General features: G+C 67.4%; 19 protein-coding genes. 11 read left to right on the top strand and 8 right to left on the bottom strand.

Going from position 1 to position 22289, the window contains the following annotated elements; translation table 11 throughout:
* Positions 1-103: 103 nt before the first annotated feature.
* Positions 104-913 carry a polyphosphate--glucose phosphotransferase gene (ppgK, locus tag ACVT6V_RS17150; RefSeq protein ID WP_489894821.1) on the top strand — a complete coding sequence of 270 codons (810 nt, stop codon included), beginning with the start codon at positions 104-106 and terminating at the stop codon, positions 911-913.
* Positions 914-1095: 182 nt separating this feature from the next.
* Positions 1096-2535, top strand: coding sequence for an RNA polymerase sigma factor (locus tag ACVT6V_RS17145; RefSeq protein ID WP_489894819.1), 1440 nt, complete (start codon positions 1096-1098; stop codon positions 2533-2535).
* A 50-nt stretch (positions 2536-2585) separates the two neighbouring features.
* Here the strand turns inward: ACVT6V_RS17145 and ACVT6V_RS17140 are convergent, their stop codons facing one another.
* Positions 2586-2978, bottom strand: a complete 393-nt coding sequence (locus ACVT6V_RS17140; RefSeq protein WP_489894817.1) for a DUF952 domain-containing protein — start codon at positions 2976-2978, stop codon at positions 2586-2588.
* 315 nt (positions 2979-3293) lie between these two features.
* Here ACVT6V_RS17140 and ACVT6V_RS17135 point away from each other — a divergent pair, with 315 nt between their 5' ends.
* Both ACVT6V_RS17135 and ACVT6V_RS17130 read left to right on the top strand, forming a co-directional pair.
* The gene (locus tag ACVT6V_RS17135; RefSeq protein ID WP_489894815.1) at positions 3294-4244 is read left to right on the top strand and encodes a sulfite exporter TauE/SafE family protein; all 951 of its coding nucleotides are present in this window, start codon (positions 3294-3296) and stop codon (positions 4242-4244) included.
* A gap of 251 nt (positions 4245-4495) precedes the next feature.
* A complete protein-coding gene (locus tag ACVT6V_RS17130; RefSeq protein WP_489894813.1) occupies positions 4496-4699 on the top strand; it encodes a DUF7455 domain-containing protein in 204 nt (67 codons plus the stop codon).
* A 186-nt stretch (positions 4700-4885) separates the two neighbouring features.
* Here ACVT6V_RS17130 and ACVT6V_RS17125 read toward each other — a convergent pair whose 3' ends face one another.
* Positions 4886-6652, bottom strand: coding sequence for a DEAD/DEAH box helicase (locus ACVT6V_RS17125; RefSeq protein ID WP_489894811.1), 1767 nt, complete (start codon positions 6650-6652; stop codon positions 4886-4888).
* A gap of 368 nt (positions 6653-7020) precedes the next feature.
* Here ACVT6V_RS17125 and ACVT6V_RS17120 point away from each other — a divergent pair, with 368 nt between their 5' ends.
* Complete coding sequence (locus tag ACVT6V_RS17120) at positions 7021-8220, top strand: YihY/virulence factor BrkB family protein (RefSeq protein WP_489900856.1); 1200 nt, start codon at positions 7021-7023, stop codon at positions 8218-8220.
* Positions 8221-8230: 10 nt separating this feature from the next.
* Here the strand turns inward: ACVT6V_RS17120 and ACVT6V_RS17115 are convergent, their stop codons facing one another.
* Positions 8231-8500, bottom strand: coding sequence for a DUF3039 domain-containing protein (locus tag ACVT6V_RS17115; protein ID WP_489894810.1), 270 nt, complete (start codon positions 8498-8500; stop codon positions 8231-8233).
* 142 nt (positions 8501-8642) lie between these two features.
* Between ACVT6V_RS17115 and ACVT6V_RS17110 the strand changes: the two genes are divergently transcribed.
* Positions 8643-9101 (top strand): DUF3099 domain-containing protein, encoded by a 459-nt coding sequence (locus ACVT6V_RS17110; RefSeq protein WP_489894808.1) that lies wholly within the window; start codon positions 8643-8645, stop codon positions 9099-9101.
* Between the two features lie 157 nt (positions 9102-9258).
* Positions 9259-10278, top strand: coding sequence for a sigma-70 family RNA polymerase sigma factor (locus ACVT6V_RS17105; RefSeq protein WP_489894806.1), 1020 nt, complete (start codon positions 9259-9261; stop codon positions 10276-10278).
* A gap of 29 nt (positions 10279-10307) precedes the next feature.
* Here the strand turns inward: ACVT6V_RS17105 and ACVT6V_RS17100 are convergent, their stop codons facing one another.
* Positions 10308-13193, bottom strand: a complete 2886-nt coding sequence (locus tag ACVT6V_RS17100; protein ID WP_489894804.1) for a bifunctional acetate--CoA ligase family protein/GNAT family N-acetyltransferase — start codon at positions 13191-13193, stop codon at positions 10308-10310.
* Positions 13186-14451, bottom strand: a complete 1266-nt coding sequence (locus tag ACVT6V_RS17095) for an acetoin utilization protein AcuC (RefSeq protein ID WP_489894802.1) — start codon at positions 14449-14451, stop codon at positions 13186-13188. Before ACVT6V_RS17095 ends, ACVT6V_RS17100 begins: the two co-directional genes overlap by 8 nt.
* 149 nt (positions 14452-14600) lie before the next feature.
* On the opposite strand from ACVT6V_RS17095, the gene ACVT6V_RS17090 reads away from it, so the two are divergent.
* Positions 14601-15284: an iron-dependent transcriptional repressor DtxR gene (locus tag ACVT6V_RS17090; protein ID WP_489894800.1), complete on the top strand. Its 684-nt coding sequence runs from the start codon at positions 14601-14603 to the stop codon at positions 15282-15284.
* Positions 15285-15291: 7 nt separating this feature from the next.
* Here the strand turns inward: ACVT6V_RS17090 and ACVT6V_RS17085 are convergent, their stop codons facing one another.
* Complete coding sequence (locus ACVT6V_RS17085) at positions 15292-16422, bottom strand: DUF4192 domain-containing protein (RefSeq protein WP_489894798.1); 1131 nt, start codon at positions 16420-16422, stop codon at positions 15292-15294.
* 160 nt (positions 16423-16582) lie between these two features.
* On the bottom strand, positions 16583-17233 hold the full coding sequence (locus tag ACVT6V_RS17080) for a hypothetical protein (protein WP_489894797.1): 651 nt from the start codon (positions 17231-17233) through the stop codon (positions 16583-16585).
* A gap of 246 nt (positions 17234-17479) precedes the next feature.
* Between ACVT6V_RS17080 and ACVT6V_RS17075 the strand changes: the two genes are divergently transcribed.
* The 3 genes from ACVT6V_RS17075 to ACVT6V_RS17065 are packed head-to-tail and all read left to right on the top strand — an operon-like array spanning position 17480 to position 21017.
* A complete protein-coding gene (locus tag ACVT6V_RS17075) occupies positions 17480-18448 on the top strand; it encodes a PAC2 family protein (protein WP_489894795.1) in 969 nt (322 codons plus the stop codon).
* The gene (locus ACVT6V_RS17070) at positions 18445-20550 is read left to right on the top strand and encodes a DEAD/DEAH box helicase (RefSeq protein ID WP_489900854.1); all 2106 of its coding nucleotides are present in this window, start codon (positions 18445-18447) and stop codon (positions 20548-20550) included. The genes ACVT6V_RS17075 and ACVT6V_RS17070 overlap by 4 nt, the downstream gene beginning before the upstream one ends.
* A 29-nt stretch (positions 20551-20579) precedes the next feature.
* A complete protein-coding gene (locus ACVT6V_RS17065) occupies positions 20580-21017 on the top strand; it encodes a nitroreductase family deazaflavin-dependent oxidoreductase (protein ID WP_489894794.1) in 438 nt (145 codons plus the stop codon).
* 289 nt (positions 21018-21306) lie between these two features.
* Here ACVT6V_RS17065 and ACVT6V_RS17060 read toward each other — a convergent pair whose 3' ends face one another.
* Positions 21307-22242 (bottom strand): hydrogen peroxide-inducible genes activator, encoded by a 936-nt coding sequence (locus ACVT6V_RS17060; protein WP_489894792.1) that lies wholly within the window; start codon positions 22240-22242, stop codon positions 21307-21309.
* Positions 22243-22289: the final 47 nt, after the last annotated feature.

The raw sequence follows: 22289 nt of genomic DNA, 5'->3' as shown, positions 1-22289 counted from the left end.
GCCCACCGATGACGACTTGGTGTCGACCACAGCAGCGGGAGCATCGGCTGGATAGCCTTAGACCACAGCAGTTCCCGCGGGCAGGACCAGAGAGGACGCCGACATGACCGACTCCGAGACGACCGAGGCCGAGGCAGCGGACAGCGCAACGGACTCCACCGGGACGAATCTCGCGCTGGGTGTCGACGTCGGCGGGTCCGGGATCAAGGGCGGGATCGTCGACCTCGAGACCGGGCTGCTCGTCGGTGATCGTTTCAAGGTGCTCACACCGCAACCCTCGACGCCGGAGGCGGTGGCCGACGGCGTGGCCGAGGTCGTCGGACACTTCGGATGGGAGGGGCCGGTCGGCGTGACACTGCCCGGCGTGGTCACCGACGGCATCATGCGGACGGCGGCCAACATCGACAAGAGCTGGATCGGCACCGACGTGTACGAGCTGTTCAGCTCGCATCTTGGTGGCCGAGGTGTGTCGGTGCTCAATGACGCGGACGCCGCCGGGATGGCCGAGGACCGTTACGGCGGCGGTGCCGACGTCGACGGTGTCGTCATGTTGCTCACGCTCGGGACCGGGATCGGCTCGGCGATCCTGATCAACGGGACCTTGGTGCCGAACACCGAGCTGGGCCACATGATCGTGGACGGCAAGGAGGCCGAACACCGCGCGTCGTCGAAGGTCAAAGAAGACAAGGGCTGGTCCTACGAGAAGTGGGCGGGGAAGCTGTCACGGGTGCTGGAGGCCTACGAGGTGCTGTTCTGGCCGAAGGTCTTCATCGTCGGCGGTGGTATCAGCCGCAAGGCCGACAAGTGGGTGCCCTATCTGACCAACAAGACGCCCGTCGTCCCGGCAACGTTGCAGAACACCGCGGGTATCGTCGGTGCCGCGATGGCGGTGGATGTCGGCCTGCGTGCATGATGGCTCCACCCTGGGTATCTGGGTGGCGACGAGAGGTTCCTGACCTGGCCTTTGCCACATCAGGCCACGCGATGTCGTTACAATGGTCCACACCGGTCATCACACACCGAGAAATCAAGCCCTGAGCCACGTCGGCGTATGCCGCCGTGCGAGTTTCACGAGTCAGTTCCGAAAGGTTGTACGTGGCAGCCACCCAGACCCACCAGGCCGACGTCGACGAATCGACGGACGCGACCACCGCCACGGAGACGGCACCGGCCAAACGGACCGCCAAGAAGGCCGCCAAGAAGGCGACGGCCCGCAAGGCCCCCGCGAAGAAGGCCGCCAAGAAGGCAGGCCCCGCCAAACGTGGCGCCAAGAAGGCATCGAGCGCCGAGGACGCGGATGGTGTCGAGTCCGCCGAGGATCTCGACGACGCCGGTTCGATCGACGACATCGACGTTCCCGATACCGAACTCGATGAGGATGTGGAGATCGACGACGAAGACCTGGCCGTCGACGATGATGATGATGACGACGCCGAGGACTCCGACGACGACACCGAAACCGATGCAGCCGAGGCCGGCCCCGTGACCGTGGTCGCCAAACCCGCCGAGGCCAAGGTCAAGGACGAGCCGAAAGAGAAGACCAGCGGCGACTTCGTCTGGGACGAAGAGGAATCGGAGGCCCTGCGGCAGGCTCGTAAGGACGCCGAACTCACCGCCTCCGCGGACTCGGTGCGGGCCTATCTGAAGCAGATCGGCAAGGTCGCCCTCCTCAACGCCGAAGAAGAGGTCGAGCTGGCCAAGCGGATCGAGGCGGGGCTGTTCGCCACCGAACGTCTGCGCCGCATCGTGGAGTCCGGCGAGAAGCTCAGCACCGCGTCCAAGCGCGACCTCAACTGGATCTCGCGGGACGGTAACCGCGCGAAGAACCACCTGCTCGAAGCGAACCTCCGCCTCGTGGTGTCGCTGGCGAAGCGCTATACCGGTCGCGGCATGGCGTTCCTCGATCTCATCCAGGAAGGGAACCTGGGCCTCATCCGTGCGGTCGAGAAGTTCGACTACACCAAGGGCTACAAGTTCTCGACGTATGCCACGTGGTGGATCCGTCAGGCGATCACCCGCGCGATGGCCGACCAGGCCCGCACCATCCGCATCCCGGTGCACATGGTCGAGGTCATCAACAAGCTCGGTCGTATCCAACGCGAGTTGCTCCAGGACCTCGGCCGCGAGCCGACGCCTGAGGAGCTCGCCAAGGAGATGGACATCACGCCGGAAAAGGTGCTGGAGATCCAGCAGTACGCGCGTGAGCCGATCTCCCTGGATCAGACCATCGGCGACGAAGGCGACAGCCAGCTCGGCGACTTCATCGAGGACTCCGAGGCCGTGGTCGCGGTCGACGCGGTCAGCTTCACGCTGCTGCAGGATCAGCTGCAGTCGGTGCTCGAGACGTTGTCCGAGCGCGAAGCCGGCGTGGTCCGTCTCCGGTTCGGACTCACCGATGGCCAGCCGCGCACGCTCGACGAGATCGGGCAGGTCTACGGCGTCACCCGCGAACGTATCCGCCAGATCGAGTCGAAGACGATGTCGAAGCTCCGGCACCCGTCGCGCTCGCAGGTGCTGCGCGACTACCTGGACTGACCCTCCGAGACCGACCCTCGTTACGATCTGGCCGGTGCGTGGCGCGCCGGTCAGATCGTCAGTGCGACGAAGGTGCCGGCATCGTCGGGCCGGTACGGACGACAGTCGACCACCGCCGAGGTCGGCAGCGCACCGTAGAGGTGTGGGAAACGCATGCTGTCCGGATCCGTGGGGACGCCGGGTTCCCAGCGCAGCGGCGCCGAGAGACGTGCGCGGTCCACGACGAGAACCACCAGATCCTCGCGTCCGGCGTACAGCCGGTTCGCCGGTAGATGGACCTGCTGTGGGGTGGACAGGTGGACAAAGCCGGACTCCGCGAGCGAGGGCGGTTCTCGATGACCGGCCCGTCGGGCCGAATCCCATTCGGCCTGGGTACACAAATGGACGAGCAGGGGTGCCGAATCGTCCTGGTCTATGCCTGAGGTGTGGCCTGCCGCGTTCACCCGTGTGAGAAACCACGCATCTCCACAATTGTCAACAGTTGCGCTCCGCCGGATTGCACACAGTGTGCGGATGCGGGGCTTGCGCCCGACCCCATCTACGATTCTCGGCATGCTGGTGTCCCGACGAGCTGTCGACCTCCTCCGTGTTGCGTCGATGCTGTGTCCACGGCGCCGCGGCCCCATCGACTGATCGTCTGATAGCCGCGGCGCGACCTCGACCACGCGCTACGGTTCGATCTCGATGTGACGACGACCCGGCCGGCGCGTGCGTGCCTGCCCACGTCGCCACCACCGTGATCGGAAAGTCCTCCCACCATGCGAACCATCGTCCTGATCGGCCTTGTCGGTCTCGCCGCCCAACTCGTCGACGGCAGCCTCGGCATGGCCTACGGCGTGACCACAACCACCCTGCTGCTGGCCATCGGCAGCAACCCGGCCGCCGCCTCGGCCACTGTTCATCTCGCCGAGATCGGCACCACACTCGTGTCCGGGATCTCGCACTGGCGGTTCGGCAATGTGGACTGGAAAGTGGTCCGTCGCATCGCCCTACCCGGCGCGGTCGGCGCGTTCCTGGGCGCGACGCTGCTGTCGAATCTGTCGACCGAGGCCGCCGCTCCGCTCATGGCCATCATCCTGCTACTCCTGGGCATCTACATCCTCACCCGCTTCACCCTGCAGGGCATCCCGCGCCAACACCTCGGAAAGCCGCTGCGCAAGCGGTTCCTGTCGCCCTTGGGGCTGATCGCCGGATTCGTCGACGCCACCGGCGGCGGCGGATGGGGTCCGGTCGGTACCCCCGCCATACTCGCGAGCGGACGCCTGGAACCGCGCAAGGTGATCGGTTCCATCGACACCAGCGAGTTCATCATCGCGGTCGCCGCAAGCCTGGGCTTCCTGTTCAGTCTCGGCTCACAGGGCATCAACTTCGCGTGGGTCGGTGCGATTCTCGTCGGCGGCGTCGTCGCCGCCCCGATCGCCGCATGGCTCGTGCGCCATGTCCCACCCCGCCTGCTCGGCGCGTCGGTCGGCGGTCTGATCATCCTGACCAACACTCGGACGCTGCTGCGCAGCGATCTGGTCGATGTCCCGGGTTGGGCACAGACAGTGATCTACTCGACCATCGTCGCAGCGTGGGTGGCCGCGTTCGCCTACTCGCTGCGCGAGTACCTGCGCGATCGGGAGAACGAGTCCTCGGATGCGGTCAGCCGGGTACGCGAGGCGCAACAGGGTCAATCCGCACAGCCGGCCACCACGCCGGTGGGTTGATCGTCGCAGCGTTCACGCCACGTCGGATATGACCTGGGTCGCACTGTAGGTAAACCCCCATTGAGAGCGTGTTGCCACCGTTGCCTACCGTGTTAACGGTGAGTGACGACACACCCGGCGGACGCGCGGAACAATACGAAACCCCCAAACGTCTGAAAGGGTGAGGGTGACGCATCAGACCGATGTGTCGGCTCACGAAGGGAAAGGCGAACGGCCGACGAGTGCCACCGCCGGACCGGGACGGAGGAATCATGTCAGACACCGCCACCACAACCCCGATCTCCATGCCGCTCACCGCCGCCGACCGCTGCGATCGCTGCGGCGCGGCCGCAAAGGTACGGGCAATGCTGCCCGCGGGCGGAGAACTTCTCTTCTGCCGTCACCACTTCAACGAGCACGAGGCCAAGCTCGTGGAGCTGTCCGCAGTCGTTGAGTCGGAGAGCGAACTGGTCTGAATTCGCTGGCGTCCTGGTTCAGGACCCAGTGCCACGAAACGACCCGGCCGGATCACCCGGTCGGGTCGTTTCGTCATATCGGATGCCGCGTGGGGTGAGCCCGACATCCGCGCACAGGGCACGCAACCGCGCATGTCGCTATGTGCGCGGTTGCATGGCGGGTGCGCGCCAGTGGTGTGTCACCGATCAGCGCCAGGTGCGCAACGCGTCGATCCGCTCCCGCAGCTGATCGGCCGTCGCCAGCGCGGTCGGCGGACCGCCGAGGCGTTGTCGCAGCTCGTTGTGCACCATGCCGTGCGGCTTACCCGTGCGGTGGTGATGCATCGCCACGAGCGTGTTCAGTTCCTTGCGCAACGCATGCAGATTCTCTCCGGTCGGGCGCACCGTCGCGGGCGTGACAGCCCCTGCTCCGGCGGAGTCGGTGCCCGTCGCGGACGACCGGTGTGCCTCGGTCCGGTGCTCCACCTGCTCGGCCTGTCGTTTCCGTAGCAGTTCACGAACCTGCTCGGCGTCGAGCAGGCCGGGCAGGCCGAGATAGTCGGATTCCTCTTCGCTCCCGGAGAAGGTGGCGGTGCCGTAGGACGCACCGTCGAAGATCAGCTGGTCGAGTTCGGCATCCGCGTGCAGCGATTGGAACGACTTTTCGTCCTCGCCTGGTTCGTCCTTCTGCTTGTTGGCGTCGATCAGCAGGGCGTCGTCGAGCCCGTCACTCTCCCGATGAGGTTTGCCCAGCACATGGTCGCGTTCGGCCTCCATCTGGCTGGCCAGGTCGAGCAACACCGGCACCGACGGCAGGAAGACACTCGCGGACTCCCCCGGACGTCGAGACCGCACGAATCGGCCGATGGCCTGCGCGAAGAACAGCGGTGTCGATGAACTCGTCGCATACACACCGACGGCGAGACGCGGCACATCCACGCCTTCGGACACCATCCGGACCGCGACCATCCATTCGTCGTCGGACGCCGCGAACTCCGCGATACGCGACGAGGATTTGGGGTCGTCGGAGAGCACCAGTGTGGTCGGCTTGCCGGTGATGGCGGTCAACAGTTCGGCGTAGTCACGCGCGACGGTCTGGTCGGTCGCGATCACCAGGCCACCGGCATCCGGTATCCCGCCGGACCGCAACTGCCGCAACCGGGTACTCGCCGCCTCGAGGACCGACGGAATCCAGTCGCCGTGTGGATCGAGGGCTGTCCGCCAGGCGCGGGCGGTGTGCTCGGCCGACAGGGGCTCACCGAGTCGTGCGGTGAACTCCTCGCCCGCGCTGGTCCGCCAACTGGCCTGACCGCTGTAGGCGAGGAACATGACCGGCCGCACGACGCCGTCGGCCAGGGCATCGGCGTAGCCGTAGCTGTGGTCGGCCTTCGACCGGAGCACTCCTCCCGCTTCTTCGTCGTAGGTGACGAACGGGATCGGGGAATCGTCGGACCGGAACGGGGTACCGGTGAGCAACAGGCGCCGGGTCGCATCGGAGAACGCCTCGCGGATCGCCTCACCCCACGACTTGGCGTCGCCGCCGTGGTGGATCTCGTCGAGGATCACCAGCGTCCGCCGATTCTCGGTCCGCACCCGGTGACGGAACGGGTGAGCGGCGACCTGGGCATAGGTCAGGGCGACACCCTGATAGTCCGAACTGGTCTGGCCGGTCGAGTTGCTGAAGCGTGAATCCAGAGCGATGCCGACGCGCGCTGCCGCCTCGGCCCACTGATGCTTGAGGTGTTCGGTCGGGGTGACGACAGTGATCTGTTCGACCGTCCGGTCGTCGAGCAGTTCACGAGCGACACGCAGACCGAAGGTCGTCTTGCCTGCCCCGGGGGTGGCGACCGCCATGAAGTCGACCGGACGACGGGTCAGGTACTTGGTCAGCGCCCGCCGCTGCCACGCGCGCAGCGGCGGTCCTGCCGGGATGCCAACGTCCGGGGCTGCTGGGCCATCGGCTGCTGAAGTCACTTCTGCACTGCTCCTGACACCTGTTGTGCGATCGGAGTCCGCTGGTGGGACATGAAACATCCCCTCGCGGATGCGACCACCGCCCGAGGGGACCCGAGCCATGCTACCGGGGCGGGTGAGGACACTCTCGTCCGACGCGCAGTCCGTCGACCACGGTTGCCGGGACGATAAACCGCGCCGTGTCGGGACCGGTTGACCCGTTTCGCGGTGCGATCAGGGATGCTAGAGAAATCAGCAGTCGAAACCGGAACCCAGTACCGATCACCGACGACGCCCCGTCGCCGGCCGGTGCCGCACATCCCCGTCCGGTGGCGACCGAGACCAAGCGTGGCCGGCGTCGCCCCGCGAGCACACCACCGATACCCGATATCGACGGAGCGCTACCCACGACTGCCCAACCCACCACACCGCTCACCTCGCAGCGCGCCCGGCCGGCCGCGCCCGCGCCGGCCGCTGCCACCGAGACCGAGCGCGTCGGCACCACCGACCATGAGGCGGCGGCACCCGGTGTCGACGACCCGGCGCATGACCCGCCGCGGACCGCCGGGCCGCCCGTGTTGCCCAATCTGCACCGGCTGGTGTGGCGCACGATCGTCAAGGCGTGGGATGACGGCATCGTCGGATGGGCGGCTCAAGCCGCGTTCTGGCAGGCTCTCTCACTGCCACCCCTGCTGCTGGGGATGCTCGGCAGCGTCGGCTACGTCGCCGGCTGGTTCGGGCCGGACACGGTCGAGGTCATCTACGAGCGCATCCTGGCATTCGCGAACCACACGTTCTCCGAGAACGTCGTCAGTGAGATCATCAAACCGACCCTGGACAATGTGCTCGGCCGCGGACGAGTCGTCGTCATCTCGGCCGGCTTCCTCATATCGCTGTGGGCCGGTTCCTCGGCGGTCTCGTGCTTCGTCGCCTCGATAGTCCGTGCGCACGACCAGCACCAGGTCCGAAATCCGGTGTGGCAGAGATTCTTCGCACTGTTCCTCTACATCGGATTCCTGGTCGCGGCGGTGTTCGTACTGCCGTTGGTGGCCCTGGGACCCAACTACCTGCACGAGATCGTCCCGGACTCGTGGGATCCGATCGTGACGAACCTGATCGACTACGGGTACTTCCCGTTCGTCGCCGCTCTGCTGTTGTTCGTGCTGACCACGCTGTATCACCTGGCGCTGCCCAATCCGCTGCCCTGGCACCGACTGGTCGGCGGAGCGGTCGTCGCCGGCATCTTCTTCTGGGTCGCCAGCTACATCCTCCGGATCTACCTCACCGAGATCACCCGTGCCGGCTACACCTACGGCGCTCTGGCGACGCCGATCGCGTTCCTGCTGTTCACGTTCTTCCTGGGCTTCGCCATAGTGCTGGGCGCCGAGTTCAACGCCGCCGTGCAGTCGCTCTGGCCGGCCAAGCCCGCCGTGTCGGTGCAGATGCGCGACTGGGTCTCCTCACAGACGTCGGACATCACCGGTCAGCTCAAAGCCCTACCCGATCGACTGTCCACCGGGCCGATCCGACGGCCACGCCCCACCGACGCATCGCGCGGGCGATCATCGCAGGACGAACCCACCGCCTGAGCGGCGGCGATCAGCTCTTGCGCATCCGCTGGTAGATCTTCTTGCACTTCGGGCACACCGGCGAACCGGGCTTGGCCGAGCGGGTCACCGGAAATGTCTCGCCACACAACGCGACGACGTGACTGCCCATCACGGCACTCTCGGCGATCTTGTCCTTCTTCACGTAATGGAAGAATTTTGGCCGGTCGTCGTCGCCCCGGTCGGTGGCGTCGGCGTCCGGCCGTTCGTCGACGTCGGTGCGCTCGTCGAGATCCGGGCGATCGATGGTCTGCGTTCCCATGGGAACCATTGTGCGCCACAAGGGTGGACGACGGCCAGCCGATGTCCACCGGTGATCCGGTGGGTCTCCGGAACGCGCTCAGGTCGATCTCGACACGGGGTCGACGGTGCATTCCCTTCAGGAAAGTGGAACAGTGGGACATATGGCTGGCAACGGATCCGGGACGCGCGGTGGTGCCGGCGCGTCAGGCGCGGCGGCCCATCATGGTCACGGCGGTGGCCACGACGGGGACGCGTTCCTGATCACCGATGCGCAGCAGGCCCTGGACGACCAGCAGCGGGCGCGGGTGCGCAAATATTTGACGCTGATGGCTTTTCGCGTCCCGGCGCTCGTCATCGCCGGCATCGTCTACAGCTCGACCGGTTCCGGTCTGTTGGCGCTGGCCATCGTGGCCGCCTCCATCCCGATCCCCTGGATCGCGGTGCTGATCGCCAATGATCGTCCACCCCGCAAACGCGGTGAGGTCCCGCATTACAAGTACGGCGCCGATCACTCGGTCGTCGGCCCGCCCTCGCTGAACGCACCGGGCCGATCGGTCGACTCGGAGGTCGTCGATTCGCCACCGGACGCGGGGACCGACCGCAACCGCGATTCCCACTGAGGAACACTCTCAGCAACTTCTCATGTAGCGGGGCGGATCGACGGCGAAACCTGCAGGTCAGCACCTTCGACATCCCCGGTGCCCTCCATGGTGCCGGGGAACTTTCGTCCCGCCGTCGGCGTTGAACCGGGTGAACGCACTCAAGTCAGGAGGCCGAATGTCACGCTCGACAGTTTCACGCCCGACCACGACGACTGGATACGCCGACGATCCCGCCACAGCCACCATCCGCCCTGCGATGACGGAGCAGGATCTCGATGCTCAGTCCCCGGCTGCCGACCTGGTGCGCGTCTATCTCAACGGCATCGGCCGTACCGCTCTGCTCAACGCCGAGCAGGAAGTCGAACTGGCCAAACAGATCGAGGCCGGGCTCTACGCCAAGCACGTCCTGGAGACGCGCAAGCGACTGTCCGCGACGCGCAAGCGCGACCTCGCGGTCATCGTGCGTGAAGGTGAGGCCGCTCGCGCTCACCTACTGGAGGCCAATCTCCGCCTGGTCGTGTCGCTCGCCAAGCGCTACACGGGTCGCGGCATGCCCCTGCTGGATCTCATCCAGGAGGGCAACCTCGGCCTGATACGTGCGATGGAGAAGTTCGACTATGCCAAGGGCTTCAAGTTCTCCACCTACGCGACCTGGTGGATCCGGCAGGCGATCACCCGCGGCATGGCGGATCAGAGCCGTACGATCCGTCTGCCCGTCCACCTCGTGGAGCAGGTCAACAAGCTGGCCCGGATCAAGCGTGAGCTGCATCAGCAGCTCGGCCGCGAGGCCACCGACGACGAGCTGGCCAACGAATCCGGGATTCCGGCCGAGAAGATCGCCGATCTCCTCGACCACAGCCGGGACCCGGTGAGCCTGGACATGCCCGTGGGCAGCGACGAAGAGGCACCGCTGGGCGACTTCATCGAGGATGCCGAGGCCACCTCGGCCGAGAACGCGGTGATCGCGGGACTCCTGCACTCCGACATCCGTTCGGTCCTCGCGACGCTCGACGAGCGCGAACAGCAGGTGATCCGGATGCGCTACGGCCTCGACGACGGCCAGCCCCGCACCCTGGACCAGATCGGCCGGATGTTCGGGCTCTCGCGCGAACGCGTCCGACAGATCGAGCGCGAGGTGATGGGCAAGCTCCGTCAGGGCGAGCGCGCCGAACGGCTCCGCGCCTACGCCAGCTGAACCGCGCTCGGGGCGCCGACGATGCCCCGCTAACTCAACCGCCTCGGTCCGGTGTCCGCACGTGTGGGCACCGGACCGACGCGTATCACCGCGGTGAGCACAGCGGCACCGGCAGGTGACGCCAGAATCGGGTCAAGGTGCACCTCCCGGACCTCCGGGAGGTCGTCGACGAGCGTCGAGATCCGGAGCAGCAGGTCGATCAGTGCGTCCCGGCGCACCGGTGGCTCCCCCGCGTACCCCGCGAGCAGCGGCGCCGACCGCGGTTCGTCGATCAGTTCCTCGGCGTCGAGCGGGGACAGCGGGATCGCCCGATACCCGTGGTCGCTGAGCAGGTCGAAGGTCCGTCCGGACAATCCGAACGAGATCAGGGAGCCGAACGACGGGTCGTCGCGCACCCGGATCATGGTGCCGATTCCCTTCGGCGCCATCTTCTGCACGTGCAGCAGGTCGTCGCCGGTCAGCGCCTGGAGTTCTGAGAACGCGGTGACCACGGCGGTCGCATCGGGGAGATCGAGGCGCGCGCCTTCGCGGTCGAGTCGGCCGCGCCAGGTTTCCGACGTCGCCTTCACCGCCACCGGGAACCCGAGGTCATGCCCTGCAGCCGACGCCTCGTGCATCGTGCCTGCCTCGCGGAACGGAACGACGGTGATGCCGTACCAGGCGAGCAGGGTCGCCGAGTCGACCGGGCCGAGTGTGTGGCCGGTCGTCTCGACCCGATCGTCGTCGAGACCGGCCATGGTCTCGCGCACGAACATCCGCGCCGCTTCCGGATCGGTGCCGCCGGGACGATGGATCTCCGATTCGGGACGCATGCGCCACCGCGCGTACTGCCAGGCCCGTGCCAGCGCGTTGGCGGCTCGTTCCGGGCTGCCATAGGACGGGATCGAGCCCGCCTCCGGCAACCCGTTCGGGCCGGGTTTCATCAACCCGGGTGGAATACCCTCGACGGCCAGGAAGGTCGTCACGATCGGTTTGGGTCCGTCGGCCGAGGGAGTGTTGGCCGCCGCCATCAACGCGCGTGCGTGCCAGTCGGCGTCCACCGCGACCGGCGGGACGAACACCACCAGCACCGCATCCACAGCCGGATCGCTCATCGCCTCGGTCACCGCCGATTCGAACGCGTCCTCGGTGGCACCGGCGCCCAGATCGATGGAGTCGGTGACCTCGAGGCCGCCGGCCCGGGCCGTATCGGCCGCCAGACTGCCCAGTACCGAAGAGTTCCCGATGATCCGGGTCCGGGGGCCGCGCGGCACCGGTTGGTAGGCGAAGATCGTCGCGCAGTCGAACAGTTCGGAAATGGTGTGCACCTGGATCACTCCCGCCTGCTCGAGCACCATCTGCGCGATCTGGTCGTCGAGATTGGCGGCCGACGTCCGCGCGGCCCGGGCAGCGGTCATCGCCCCCTTGCCCGATTTCACCGCGACAATCGGCTTCGACCGCGACACCCGGCGCGCGATCCGGGAGAACTTGCGCGGATTTCCGAAGCTCTCCAGGTAGAGCAGGACCACATCGGTCTCGGTGTCGCTGTCCCAGTACTGCAGGAGATCGTTGCCGGAGACGTCGGCACGATTGCCCGCCGACACGAACGTGGACAAACCGATCTGCCTGCGGGCGGCGGTGTCGAGGATCGCGATACCCAGCGCGCCGGACTGGCAGAAGAAGCCGACCCGACCGGCGGCGGGAATCCGTGGCGCCAACGTCGCGTTGAGAGCCACCTCCGGACCGTTGTTCGCCACACCGAGAGCATTCGGGCCGACCAGGCGCATGCCGTGTTCGCGCACCTGCTCGACGAGCCGCCGCTCACTCTCGAGCCCGGCCTCTCCGCTCTCCCCGAACCCGGACGACACCACCACCAGGGTGCGGACCCCTTTGACCAGGCAGTCGTCCAGTACCTCGTCGACGGTGGCCGCCGGGACCGCGACGACGGCGAGATCGACCGGGTCCGGGATGTCGCGGACCGTCGGGTAGGCACGGATACCCCGCACCGATGGCGGCCGTGCGTGGCCGCGTCGCTGCGGCGCCGGGGTCCGTCGGTGCGTCGGGCCTGCGGGAGCGGTGGCGGCCGCTGCGTCGGTCAGTTCGTCGGCGGTCGGGCCCGGGCCGTTCACGGGGAAGACCGGGCCGGTGAATCCACCGGCGATGATGTTGGCCAGCAGCGCGTTGCCGACCTTCTTGGGATCGGTGGACGCGCCGATCACGGCCACCGACGTCGGCCGAAGCAGATTGGCCACACTTCTGGCCTCCGACGCGCGCTCTCGGCCGTTGCGTACCGACAGCAACGCCTCGGTCGGGTCGATCAGGAACTCGACATGCACTGTGCTGCCGTCGAAACTGCGTGACAGCTGGTAGCCGGCGTCACGGAACACCGCGACCATGTTCGGGTTCTCACTGAGGACCTCCGCCTCGAACCGGGTGAAGCCGTTCTCCGCGGCCGCACCGGCGAGATGTTCGAGCAGAATCGGCCCGAGCCCACGGCCCTGATGGTCGTCGGCCACGACGAAGGCCACCTCGGCCGACTCCGGCTTGCCGTCGAAGCCGAGACCTTCATAGAGGCCGATCGCGATGAGCTCGCCACCCAGTACGGCCACCAGCGCCACCCGCTTCTGGTAGTCGACGGTGGTCATGCGGGCCACCTCGCGCGGCGGGAGGGTGGGTGTCGGACCGAAGTAGCGCATGTATCTCGTCCGTTCGGAGAGTCCGGCATGGAACCGGACCACCCGCTCCGCATCGTCGGGGACGATCGGGCGCAGATGCACCACGCCGCCGTCGGAGGCGAGGACGTCGGCGATCCAGTGCCGCGGATAATCCCAGGGATCCCGTTGGGGCGGCTGCTCGGTCGGCGCCGGATCGGCCGGGGAGCCGTTCGGCTGCTCGCGGTCGTCGGCGAGGGAGTCGGTCTGATTCTGCTCAGTCACGAGGATCCTCCGGATCAAGGCCGTGCAAGGGGTATACCGCTCGACGGGTGGCCAGGATGGCCCGGTCGGTCTGACGTTGCGCCGCCCCACTGATCCCCTCCGGCGGGTCCTGGCCGGTGTCGCCGTCCCACGGCACATAGTCGACGTCTCCCCCGTCGCCCATCACGCCGACCGGCGGCTGCGAATAGTCGGAGTGCACGCTCTCCGCGATCTGTTCGGCGGTGGCACACCAGGAGTCGTCTATCCTCGTGTCCACGTCGACGTCGCGATCGAGGACCACCGCAAGCAGATGCGACCAACTGCGGGGCACCACATTGACGACGCCGTATCCCCCGCCACCGACCGCGATCCAGCGGCCGTCGCAGTACGCGTCGGCGAAGCCGCGCATCGCCTGCATGGCCGCCCGCTGACCGTCGACGGTGAGCGCGAGATCGGTGAGCGGATCGGCCCGGTGGCTGTCCACGCCACACTGGCTGACCAGGATCTGTGGCCGGAACCGTTCGAGCACCGACGGCACGACGGCGTGGAACGCCCGCAACCAGAGGCGATCGGAAACGTCCGGCATCAGTGCGACATTCACCGCGGTGCCCTCGGCGTCACCGTCCCCGACCTCGGTCGGCCAACCCGTCCCCGGCCACAGCGTGGCCGGGTGTTGATGCAGGGATACCGTCAGAACCCTTGGGTCCGAGGCGAATTCGACTTGCACGCCGTCGCCGTGATGGGCATCGATGTCCACGTAGGCGATTCGGTCGAATCCGTTGTCGAGGAGCCACCGGATGGCGATCGCACAATCGTTGTAGATACAGAAGCCGGCCGCCCTGGCCTTCATCGCATGGTGCATCCCGCCACCGATGTTCACCGCGCGCCGCACCGCGCCGGACCCCACCGCCTGGGCGGCTGCCAGTGTGCCGCCCACCAACAGCCTGGCGGCCTCGTGCATGCCGTCGAAAACCGGGTTGTCCGCGTCGCCGAGCCCGAACAGCCGCTCGAGCAGCGGGCCCGACAGCGACGCCGTGCCGGACCCGACCGCACGGACGGCGTCGATGTAGTCGGTGGAATGCACCACGGTCAACGCCGAGTCGTCGATGTCGAGTGGCGGCCGATCGTCGACACCCTCGAGGACGCCCAGACTCTGCGCCAGCGTCATGGTCAAGGCCAGCCGGACCGGATTCATCGGGTGGGTGTGCGCCCACTTGTAGGACAGGAAGTCCTCACTCCAGATAACCGCCGCCGCTTCGTCGCTCGTGCTCCGCGTCACGTCCTCAGGCTAGTGCCTCGACACCTCGACCGATGAGGTTCGCCGGCACCGCCGGACCCCGCCCGGGGGCCGGGTCCGCCGCGACACGCGGGACGGTGGTGACCGACCAGGTCAAGGTACCCTTGGTTCAGACGAAGGGACTGCGCACCGTGAACGATCTTGTTGACACCACCGAGATGTACTTGCGGACGATCTACGATCTCGAAGAAGAGGGCATCGTCCCGTTGCGCGCACGTATTGCCGAGCGGTTGGAGCAGAGTGGTCCGACGGTGTCGCAGACGGTGGCGCGCATGGAACGCGACGGCCTGCTCCACGTGGCCGGCGACCGACACCTGGAGCTGACCGAGAAGGGCCGTGAACTGGCGGTGGCGGTCATGCGCAAGCATCGGCTGGCCGAACGGCTGCTGGTGGACGTCATCGGCATGCCGTGGGACCAGGTCCACGAGGAGGCCTGTCGCTGGGAGCACGTGATGAGTGAGAACGTCGAGCGACGCCTGTTGGCGGTTCTCGACAATCCCACCACCTCGCCGTACGGCAACCCCATCCCCGGGCTCGATCAGCTCGGCGCCTCGCAGGCCCCGCTGACCGACGGCGCCACCCGTTTGTCCGATCTTCCCCAGGGGGATCCGCTGGTGGTCATCATCCGGCGGCTGTCCGAGCACGCCCAGGCCGATACAGGCCTGATCAGTGAGCTCCGCGAGGCCGGTGTGGTGCCCAACGCCCGTGTGACGGTGACGGTCAGCCCCGGTAAGGCGCTGGTGAACTCTCCCGGCCACGACGGTCTCGAACTGACCGGGGACATGGCCCATTCGGTGTTCGTGGAAAAGGTCTGAGGGCGGATCACCCCACCTCGCGATCGGTGCTCGGAGCCGGTAGCGGCACCCCCAGAGTGCTTGCCACGTCGTAACTGTCGGCGATCGTCTGATGCAGCAGATGTGGTGGGATGCCACCCTGCAGCGCCTGGTCGAGCAGGTTCGCCAACGACCAGTGCGGGTCGGCGGCGAGCGCGCAGTCGAGTGCGACACCGGCGTACCCGCCCTCCCCGTTGAGGTAGTGCAGATGCGCCAGCATCGTCGCCGCACTCGCACGCTGCGAGCCGGTCAGCCGCCGCGTGAGCTCACGCCACAACGCCTCCGCCGCGTGTCGCAGATCGGTGACCGCGAAGGCCAGTGCGGCGTCACGAACCGGGATGCGGGTGAGTGCCACACCGAGCATGCTGACCGTCGGGCAGTCGAGCGTCGCCGGTTCGGCGGACCGGCCCGGTGGGCCCTGGGCGATGATCTGCCCGATGACCCGCCGCAGCAGTACGCCGTCGTCGAGAACCGTCTCCTGCGCGCCGGGCGGGTCCGACTCGACCGCATGCGGCCCCACACAGTGCGGGAGGGGTGTCAGCATCGCCGCCATGTCCGAACGCTGCCCGAGTACCCGCCGCCCGGTCTGCAGCGCCTTGGCCAATGCCGTCGGGCTGGCGTGGGGATCGCCGATGCGGCCGCGAGTCGAGGCCGACGGAGCGATCGGGACCACCGCACGCCGACCCCGCTCCCTCGCGCGCGCCGATGGCCGCGGGTCCCAGACGCGCTGCCAGCGAGCGCCCTCGACGAACTCGCCGACGACGAAGCCGGCCGCCACGCCACCCACCGTCGAGAACAGACCGTCCGCGACGGTGCAGATTCGCCGGTAACGCTCGTCACCCACCGGATAGCGGTCGTCGGCGATCACCAGGATGACCGCCTGAACGTCATTGCGGACACACACGTCGGCAAGTCCGGTCAGCACGCCCCTCAGCGCAGCCACCAGTTCACCGGCGTCGTCGAGGACCAGGTCATGCCGCATGGCCGTCTGTACCACCCGCGGATCGTCGCCGAATGCGAGCACGATCAGCGAGTGATCCGGGACGAAGCCGAGGAGGCCCGGCACAGCGGTCAGCAGTGCGGACTGGGACAGGGAACGGGTGCGGTGGGATGCAGACATGCCGACATCCTGGAACCCCGGCCCTCCCCCGCCGCCGCTCCCGCGACCGATTCGGCGGTTACGGGCACGGGTTGTCCCCAGTTGGCACAGCATCCACAGAACACGCTGGGCCGATGTCGGGACCGAACGGGTCCGACGGTGCGCCCGACCCGACTCGTGGTCAGCCGAACGCCGACTCGACCGCCGACTCGAACAGTGCGTTCAGATGTACGGCGGCAGTGGCAGACATCGCGCCGGCGCCCTGATGGCGGTACTCGACGATCACCCGCACCCCGCCACGTTGGGCCATCAGCGTCGTGGTGCCCGTCGTCAGCGCCGACGGGCCCGTCCCACCCGTCGACGACTGTCGGCGCAGCGCGGCCGTCGTCACCGATCCCTGCTGCGGCGGCGGGATCACCTGGGTGGACACCGCCGACGTCGCGGTCGGTGCGGACCCCGAGGTCACGTGCGGGCAACGACGTGCCAGGTCGGTGACATCGTCGAGTTCGTCGTCCGCGTGGACCACCGCAGAGGTGAAGGTGGCCGCTGAGTCGGACGGATCCGGCCCGACCAGGATGACGGCGCCGGCCGACGGTACCGCGGTGGGAGTGCACTCCGCCGGGCTCACGACACCGTGTAGTGGTCGGCCGGTCAGGTCTGCGAGTGCCGCGGGTACCGCCGGCTGTGGGACCCGGGTCGCCGTTCCGGTCGGGAACTCCGACGGGGCGACCGCCCGGGACGACAGATCACCGCCACCGGCCTCCGCCTGCCCGTCGACCGAGCATCCGAGCGTCAGGAGCGACACCGCGACCACGAGCGCAGAGCTCAGCACCAACCCCACCCCACGGCATACTGATCCGGTCACAACGCACTACTGTGCCACCGATGGCGCCGAGGCGACCCGCCGACACCCCGCGTCCGCCGATCCCCCGCTACGTCGATTGCTGCGTCGACGACGGGGAATCGACACCGCCGCCAGGTTGTTGTGCCGGGTGAAAGCCGCATCGCCTACCGAAATTGGCCCTGCATGCCATAGATGCGAGAGAATCGACATACACGACACGAGGAGGCACGACTCATGGACGACCAGTCCGCTGAGCACAGCGCGCTGTACTCGTTGGAGTTTCCTGCACCGCAGGTCTCGAACGACGAGGGCACCGGCCCGGTGCTGCTCCATGCACTCGACGGATTCGCCGACGCCGGCCACGCCGTCTCGCTGGCGGCTCGCCACCTGCGCGACGCACTCGACTCCGAACTCGTCGCGACGTTCGCCACCGATGAACTGATCGACTACCGGTCGCGTCGGCCGACCGTCAGCTTCGACGGGAACAAGTTCACCGACGTCGAGATGCCCACGCTGACCATGCATGCGATCCGTGACACGGCGGGTCGGCCGTTCCTGCTGCTCGCCGGTGCGGAACCGGACCTGCGTTGGGAACAGTTCGTGGAGGCCGTGCGCCGGCTCGTCGAGCGTTTCGGGGTCACCGATGTCATCGGCCTCAACTCGATCCCGATGGCCGTGCCGCACACCCGCCCGGCGTCGATCACCGCGCACGGCAGCGACCCCGACCGGCTCGGCGACCTGCCCCGGTGGGGCTCGGCGATGAAGTTGCCCGCCAGCGCCTCGATGCTGCTGGAACTGCGGATGAGCGAGCATGACTATCGTGCCGCCGGCTTGTCCGTCCATGTGCCGCACTACCTTTCCCAGACCGACTATCCGGCGGCGTCGGCACGGTTGCTGGGCGCGGTGGGTGAGCTGACCGGGCTGGCGATACCGGTCGCCGCGTTGGAGAACGCCGCGGCCAAGGTCCGTGAGCAGGTCGACAAGGAGGTCTCCGGCAACGCCGAGATCGAGTCCGTCGTGGCGGCGCTCGAGAGCCAGTACGACACGTTCACCGAGGCACAGGCCGAGCGGGCGTCGCTGCTGGCCGCCGAGGCCGATCTGCCCACCGGCGACGAACTCGGCGCCGAACTCGAGCGGTTCCTCGCCGAACAGGTCCGCGAGGACGGCGACGAGGATGCAGGCGGTCCCCCATCGCCGATCTGAGCGACACCGTCGCGGCTCACCTGGCGCCGGTCGCCGATGAGGACACCGCCTTCGAGAACTTCACCACCTGGTGGAATGAGCGTGGTATCGAGCTGTACCCGCATCAGGAGGAGTCTCTCCTGGAACTCATCGCCGGCAACAACGTGATCTTGGCGACCCCGACCGGGTCGGGAAAGTCCCTGGTGGCGGCCGGTGCCATCTATTTCGCGCGCTGCCGAGCTGAACGGGCGTACTACACCGCCCCCATCAAGGCACTGGTCAGCGAGAAGTTCTTCGAATTGTGCGGGACGTTCGGCGCCGAGTCGGTCGGGCTGCTCACCGGCGACGCGGCCGTCAATGCCGATGCCCCGATCATCTGCGCCACGGCCGAGATCGTCGCGAACCTCGCTCTGCGCGACGGCGCGCTCAGCGACATCGGCACCCTCATCGCCGACGAGTTCCACTTCTACGGCGAACCCGACCGCGGCTGGGCCTGGCAGGTGCCCCTGATCGAGTTGCCGCACACCCAGTTCCTGCTCATGTCCGCCACGCTCGGTGACACCACGTTCTTCGTCGACGATCTGCGGCGCCGCACCGACCGGCTCACGGTCGCGGTGACCGGGACCCAGCGTCCCGTTCCGCTCGAACACAGCTACGCGATGACGCCGATCCACGAGACGATCGAGGAGTTGGTCGCCGTCGGGCGTGCACCGATCTATGTGGTGCATTTCACCCAGGCGGCCGCGGTCGAGCGGGCGCAGGCCTTGATGTCGGTCAAGATCGCGGACAAGGCCGAACGGGCCGCGATCGCAGACGCCATCGGCGATTTCCGCTTCCAGACCGGTTTCGGCTCCACCCTGTCGAAGCTGCTGCGGGCCGGGATCGGCGTCCACCACGCCGGCATGCTTCCCCGCTATCGGCGCCTCGTGGAGCGGCTCGCACAGCAGGGTCTGTTGAAGGTGATCGCGGGCACCGACACCCTCGGCGTCGGTATCAACGTGCCCATTCGCACGGTCCTGTTCGCCGGCTTGAGCAAATACGACGGCACCCGGGTCCGTCGACTGCGCGCCCGGGAGTTCCACCAGATCGCCGGAAGAGCGGGACGTGCCGGATTCGACACCGTCGGCTACGTCGTCGTACAGGCGCCGGAGCACGACGTCGAGAACGCACGAGCGGTCGCGAAGGCGGGTGACGACGCGAAGAAGCTCCGCAAGCTCGTGCGCAAGAAGCCGCCGGAAGGGTTTGTGTCGTGGGGTGAGAAGACGTTCACCCAACTCGTGGACGCACCCGACGAGCCGCTGCGCTCGCATTTCCGGATGACCACCGCGGTCCTCATGGAGGTGCTGTCACGGCCGGGCGACTGCTTTGCCGCGATCCGCCATCTTCTCGAGGACAACCACGAACCGCGCAATCGGCAGCTCCGGCACATCCGGCACACCATCGAGCTCTACCGCGGTCTGCGGGAATCAGGAATCGTCGTGCAACTCGACGCCCCGGACGACCACGGTCGCAATGTCGCCCTGTCGGTGGACATGCCGGAGAACTTCGCGCTGACCAACCCGCTGTCGTCCTTCGCGATCGCCGCCTTCGAGATCCTCGACCCCGCGTCGTCGTCGTATGCACTCGACGTGGTCTCCATCCTGGAATCGACCCTGGAGGATCCACGGCCACTGCTTTTCGCCCAGCGCAAGGCCGCCCGGGATGCCGCCATCGCGGAGATGAAACTCGACGGCATCGAGTACGAGGAGCGGATGGCGCGCCTCGAGGAGATCACCTGGCCGCGACCGCTGGCCGACGAGATCGACTTCGCCTTCGGCGTGTATCGGCGCGGACACCCCTGGGTCGGTTCCTATCCACCCTCCCCGAAGTCGGTGCTGCGCGAGATGCTGGAACGGTCGATGACCTTCAACGAGCTGATCTCCGCGTACGGGCTGGCACGCAGCGAGGGCGTGGTCCTGCGTTACCTGTCGGATTGCTACCGGGTTCTGCGACAAGGACTCCCCAACGCCGTCAGCACGCCCGAGGTGGTGGACATCACCGAACGGGTGGGCACCATGGTCCGCGAGATCGACTCCAGCCTCGTCGACGAATGGGAACAGCTGAGTCACTCGGCCGCGGAATAGTCGTATCCGCGGGCGCCGTTGGACAGGGCATGCCACTCACCGGAGAATACGAACCGAGTCCGTCCGATTGGGCCACCAAGCAGGTCCAGGAATACGAGGCGTCGAACGGCACCGCCGCGACCACCATGAAGGGCAAGCAGGTGGTGATCCTCACCTCGGTGGGGCGCAAATCCGGCAAGCTCCGCAAGACCCCGCTGATGCGCGTCGAGCATGACGGCGTCTATGCCGTCGTCGCGTCTCTCGGTGGCGCACCCAAGCATCCCGTCTGGTATTGGAACCTGGTCGAGAACCCGCACGTCGAGCTCCGCGACGGTGAGCACGTGGGAGACTACGACGCGCGCGAAGTGACCGGCGACGAGTACCGACTCTGGTGGAACCGGTCTGTCGAGGCATGGCCCGACTACGCCGAGTATCAGACGAAGACCGACCGGGTCATCCCGGTGTTCGTCCTCGAACCCCGCGACTGACACCGACAGAACCCCGTTTCGCGCCGAGAGAACCCCGGCAGCTGTGGAGGGAAACCGCGATTCGGCTGCGGCGCTTGATTCAGCGGCGACCATCGGGCACGTGGCATGCGGCACGCGTCTGGCCCGGCTCGGTCCGCGCCAGGTCGGGTTCTGTCGGCGCAATCTCGGGTTCTCTCGGCGCAATCTCGGGTTCTCTCGGCGCGATCCGGGGTTCTGTCGGCGCAATCTCGGGTTCTGTCGGCGCGATCCGGGGTTCTGTCGGCGCGATCCGGGGTTCTGTCGGCGCAGCTCAGGCCGCCCTGGTGACGTCACCGGTTGCGACGATGAGGTCGCCGATGGTCTCGGCCAGCGCGCGGTACGCCTCGGCGCGCCCGGCGGACTCACGGAAGACCATCCCGACACGACGTCCCGGACGCGGACGCGCGAATGTGGCGGTGGCCAGATTGCCGCGGCCGGCTTCGGTGTCCACCGCGGTCTGCGGGATCAGCGTCACTCCCAGTCCGCCCTCCACGCACTGCACGGCCGTCGCGAGCGATGCGGCGCGCGTCTGACCCACCTCGGGACGAACTCCGGCCAGCCGGCACACCTCCAGCGCCTGATCGCGTAGACAGTGCCCTTCGTCGAGCAGCAGCAGCGGCAGGTCGGCCAGCCAGGCCGGATCGACTCGCTTTCGACCCGCGAGCGGATGGCCCGGCGGGAGCGCGAGCACGAAATCCTCTGAGTACATGGGCACCTCGGTCAATCCCCGCTCGTTGGTGGGCAACGCCATGATCGCGACGTCGAGTGATCCCTCTCGCACCTGCCGCAGCAGGCGCGAGGTCTGATCCTCGACCACCTGGAGCCGAAGCGACGGCAGCAGTTCGTCCACCCCGCGCAGGACCGTGGGCAGAATGTACGGGGCCACAGTGGGAATCAGACCCAACCGCACCGGCCCCGCCAACGGATCTCCGTTGCCCACCGCCTCGGCGAGGAGCTCGTCGACGGCGTCGATCACCGCAATCGCCCTCGGCAGGAGGCGCTCACCCTCGGGCGTCAAGAAGACACGCCGAGTCGTGCGTTCCACCAACTGCACACCGAGTCCGGACTCGAGGCCTACCAGCGCCTGCGACAGCGTGGGTTGGCTGATTCCCAGATCATCTGCGGCAGAACCGAAATGGCGACGATGGGCGATGGCGACAAAGGCGCGTAGCGCCGTCACCGACGGCTGATGACTTTTATTGGCCATGGCTATCAATATAGTGCGTATCATCACGTTTCGCTTTCGCCGAGATT

The organism is Gordonia sp. LMA167 (assembly GCF_058130025.1).
The sequence above is the reverse complement of the archived record's forward strand: the minus strand, read 5'-3'. Positions and strand labels throughout refer to the sequence as shown.

What these genes read in the sequence shown, in the direction of transcription:
- ppgK (WP_489894821.1), top strand. Translation starts at nt 104, where the DNA reads ATGACCGACTCCGAGACGACCGAGGCCGAGGCAGCGGACAGCGCAACG.
- ACVT6V_RS17135 (WP_489894815.1), top strand. Translation starts at nt 3,294, where the DNA reads ATGCGAACCATCGTCCTGATCGGCCTTGTCGGTCTCGCCGCCCAACTC.
- ACVT6V_RS17130 (WP_489894813.1), top strand. Translation starts at nt 4,496, where the DNA reads ATGTCAGACACCGCCACCACAACCCCGATCTCCATGCCGCTCACCGCC.
- ACVT6V_RS17115 (WP_489894810.1), bottom strand. Translation starts at nt 8,500, where the DNA reads ATGGGAACGCAGACCATCGATCGCCCGGATCTCGACGAGCGCACCGAC.
- ACVT6V_RS17110 (WP_489894808.1), top strand. Translation starts at nt 8,643, where the DNA reads ATGGCTGGCAACGGATCCGGGACGCGCGGTGGTGCCGGCGCGTCAGGC.
- ACVT6V_RS17105 (WP_489894806.1), top strand. Translation starts at nt 9,259, where the DNA reads ATGTCACGCTCGACAGTTTCACGCCCGACCACGACGACTGGATACGCC.
- ACVT6V_RS17085 (WP_489894798.1), bottom strand. Translation starts at nt 16,422, where the DNA reads ATGTCTGCATCCCACCGCACCCGTTCCCTGTCCCAGTCCGCACTGCTG.
- ACVT6V_RS17075 (WP_489894795.1), top strand. Translation starts at nt 17,480, where the DNA reads ATGGACGACCAGTCCGCTGAGCACAGCGCGCTGTACTCGTTGGAGTTT.
- ACVT6V_RS17065 (WP_489894794.1), top strand. Translation starts at nt 20,580, where the DNA reads ATGCCACTCACCGGAGAATACGAACCGAGTCCGTCCGATTGGGCCACC.
- ACVT6V_RS17060 (WP_489894792.1), bottom strand. Translation starts at nt 22,242, where the DNA reads ATGGCCAATAAAAGTCATCAGCCGTCGGTGACGGCGCTACGCGCCTTT.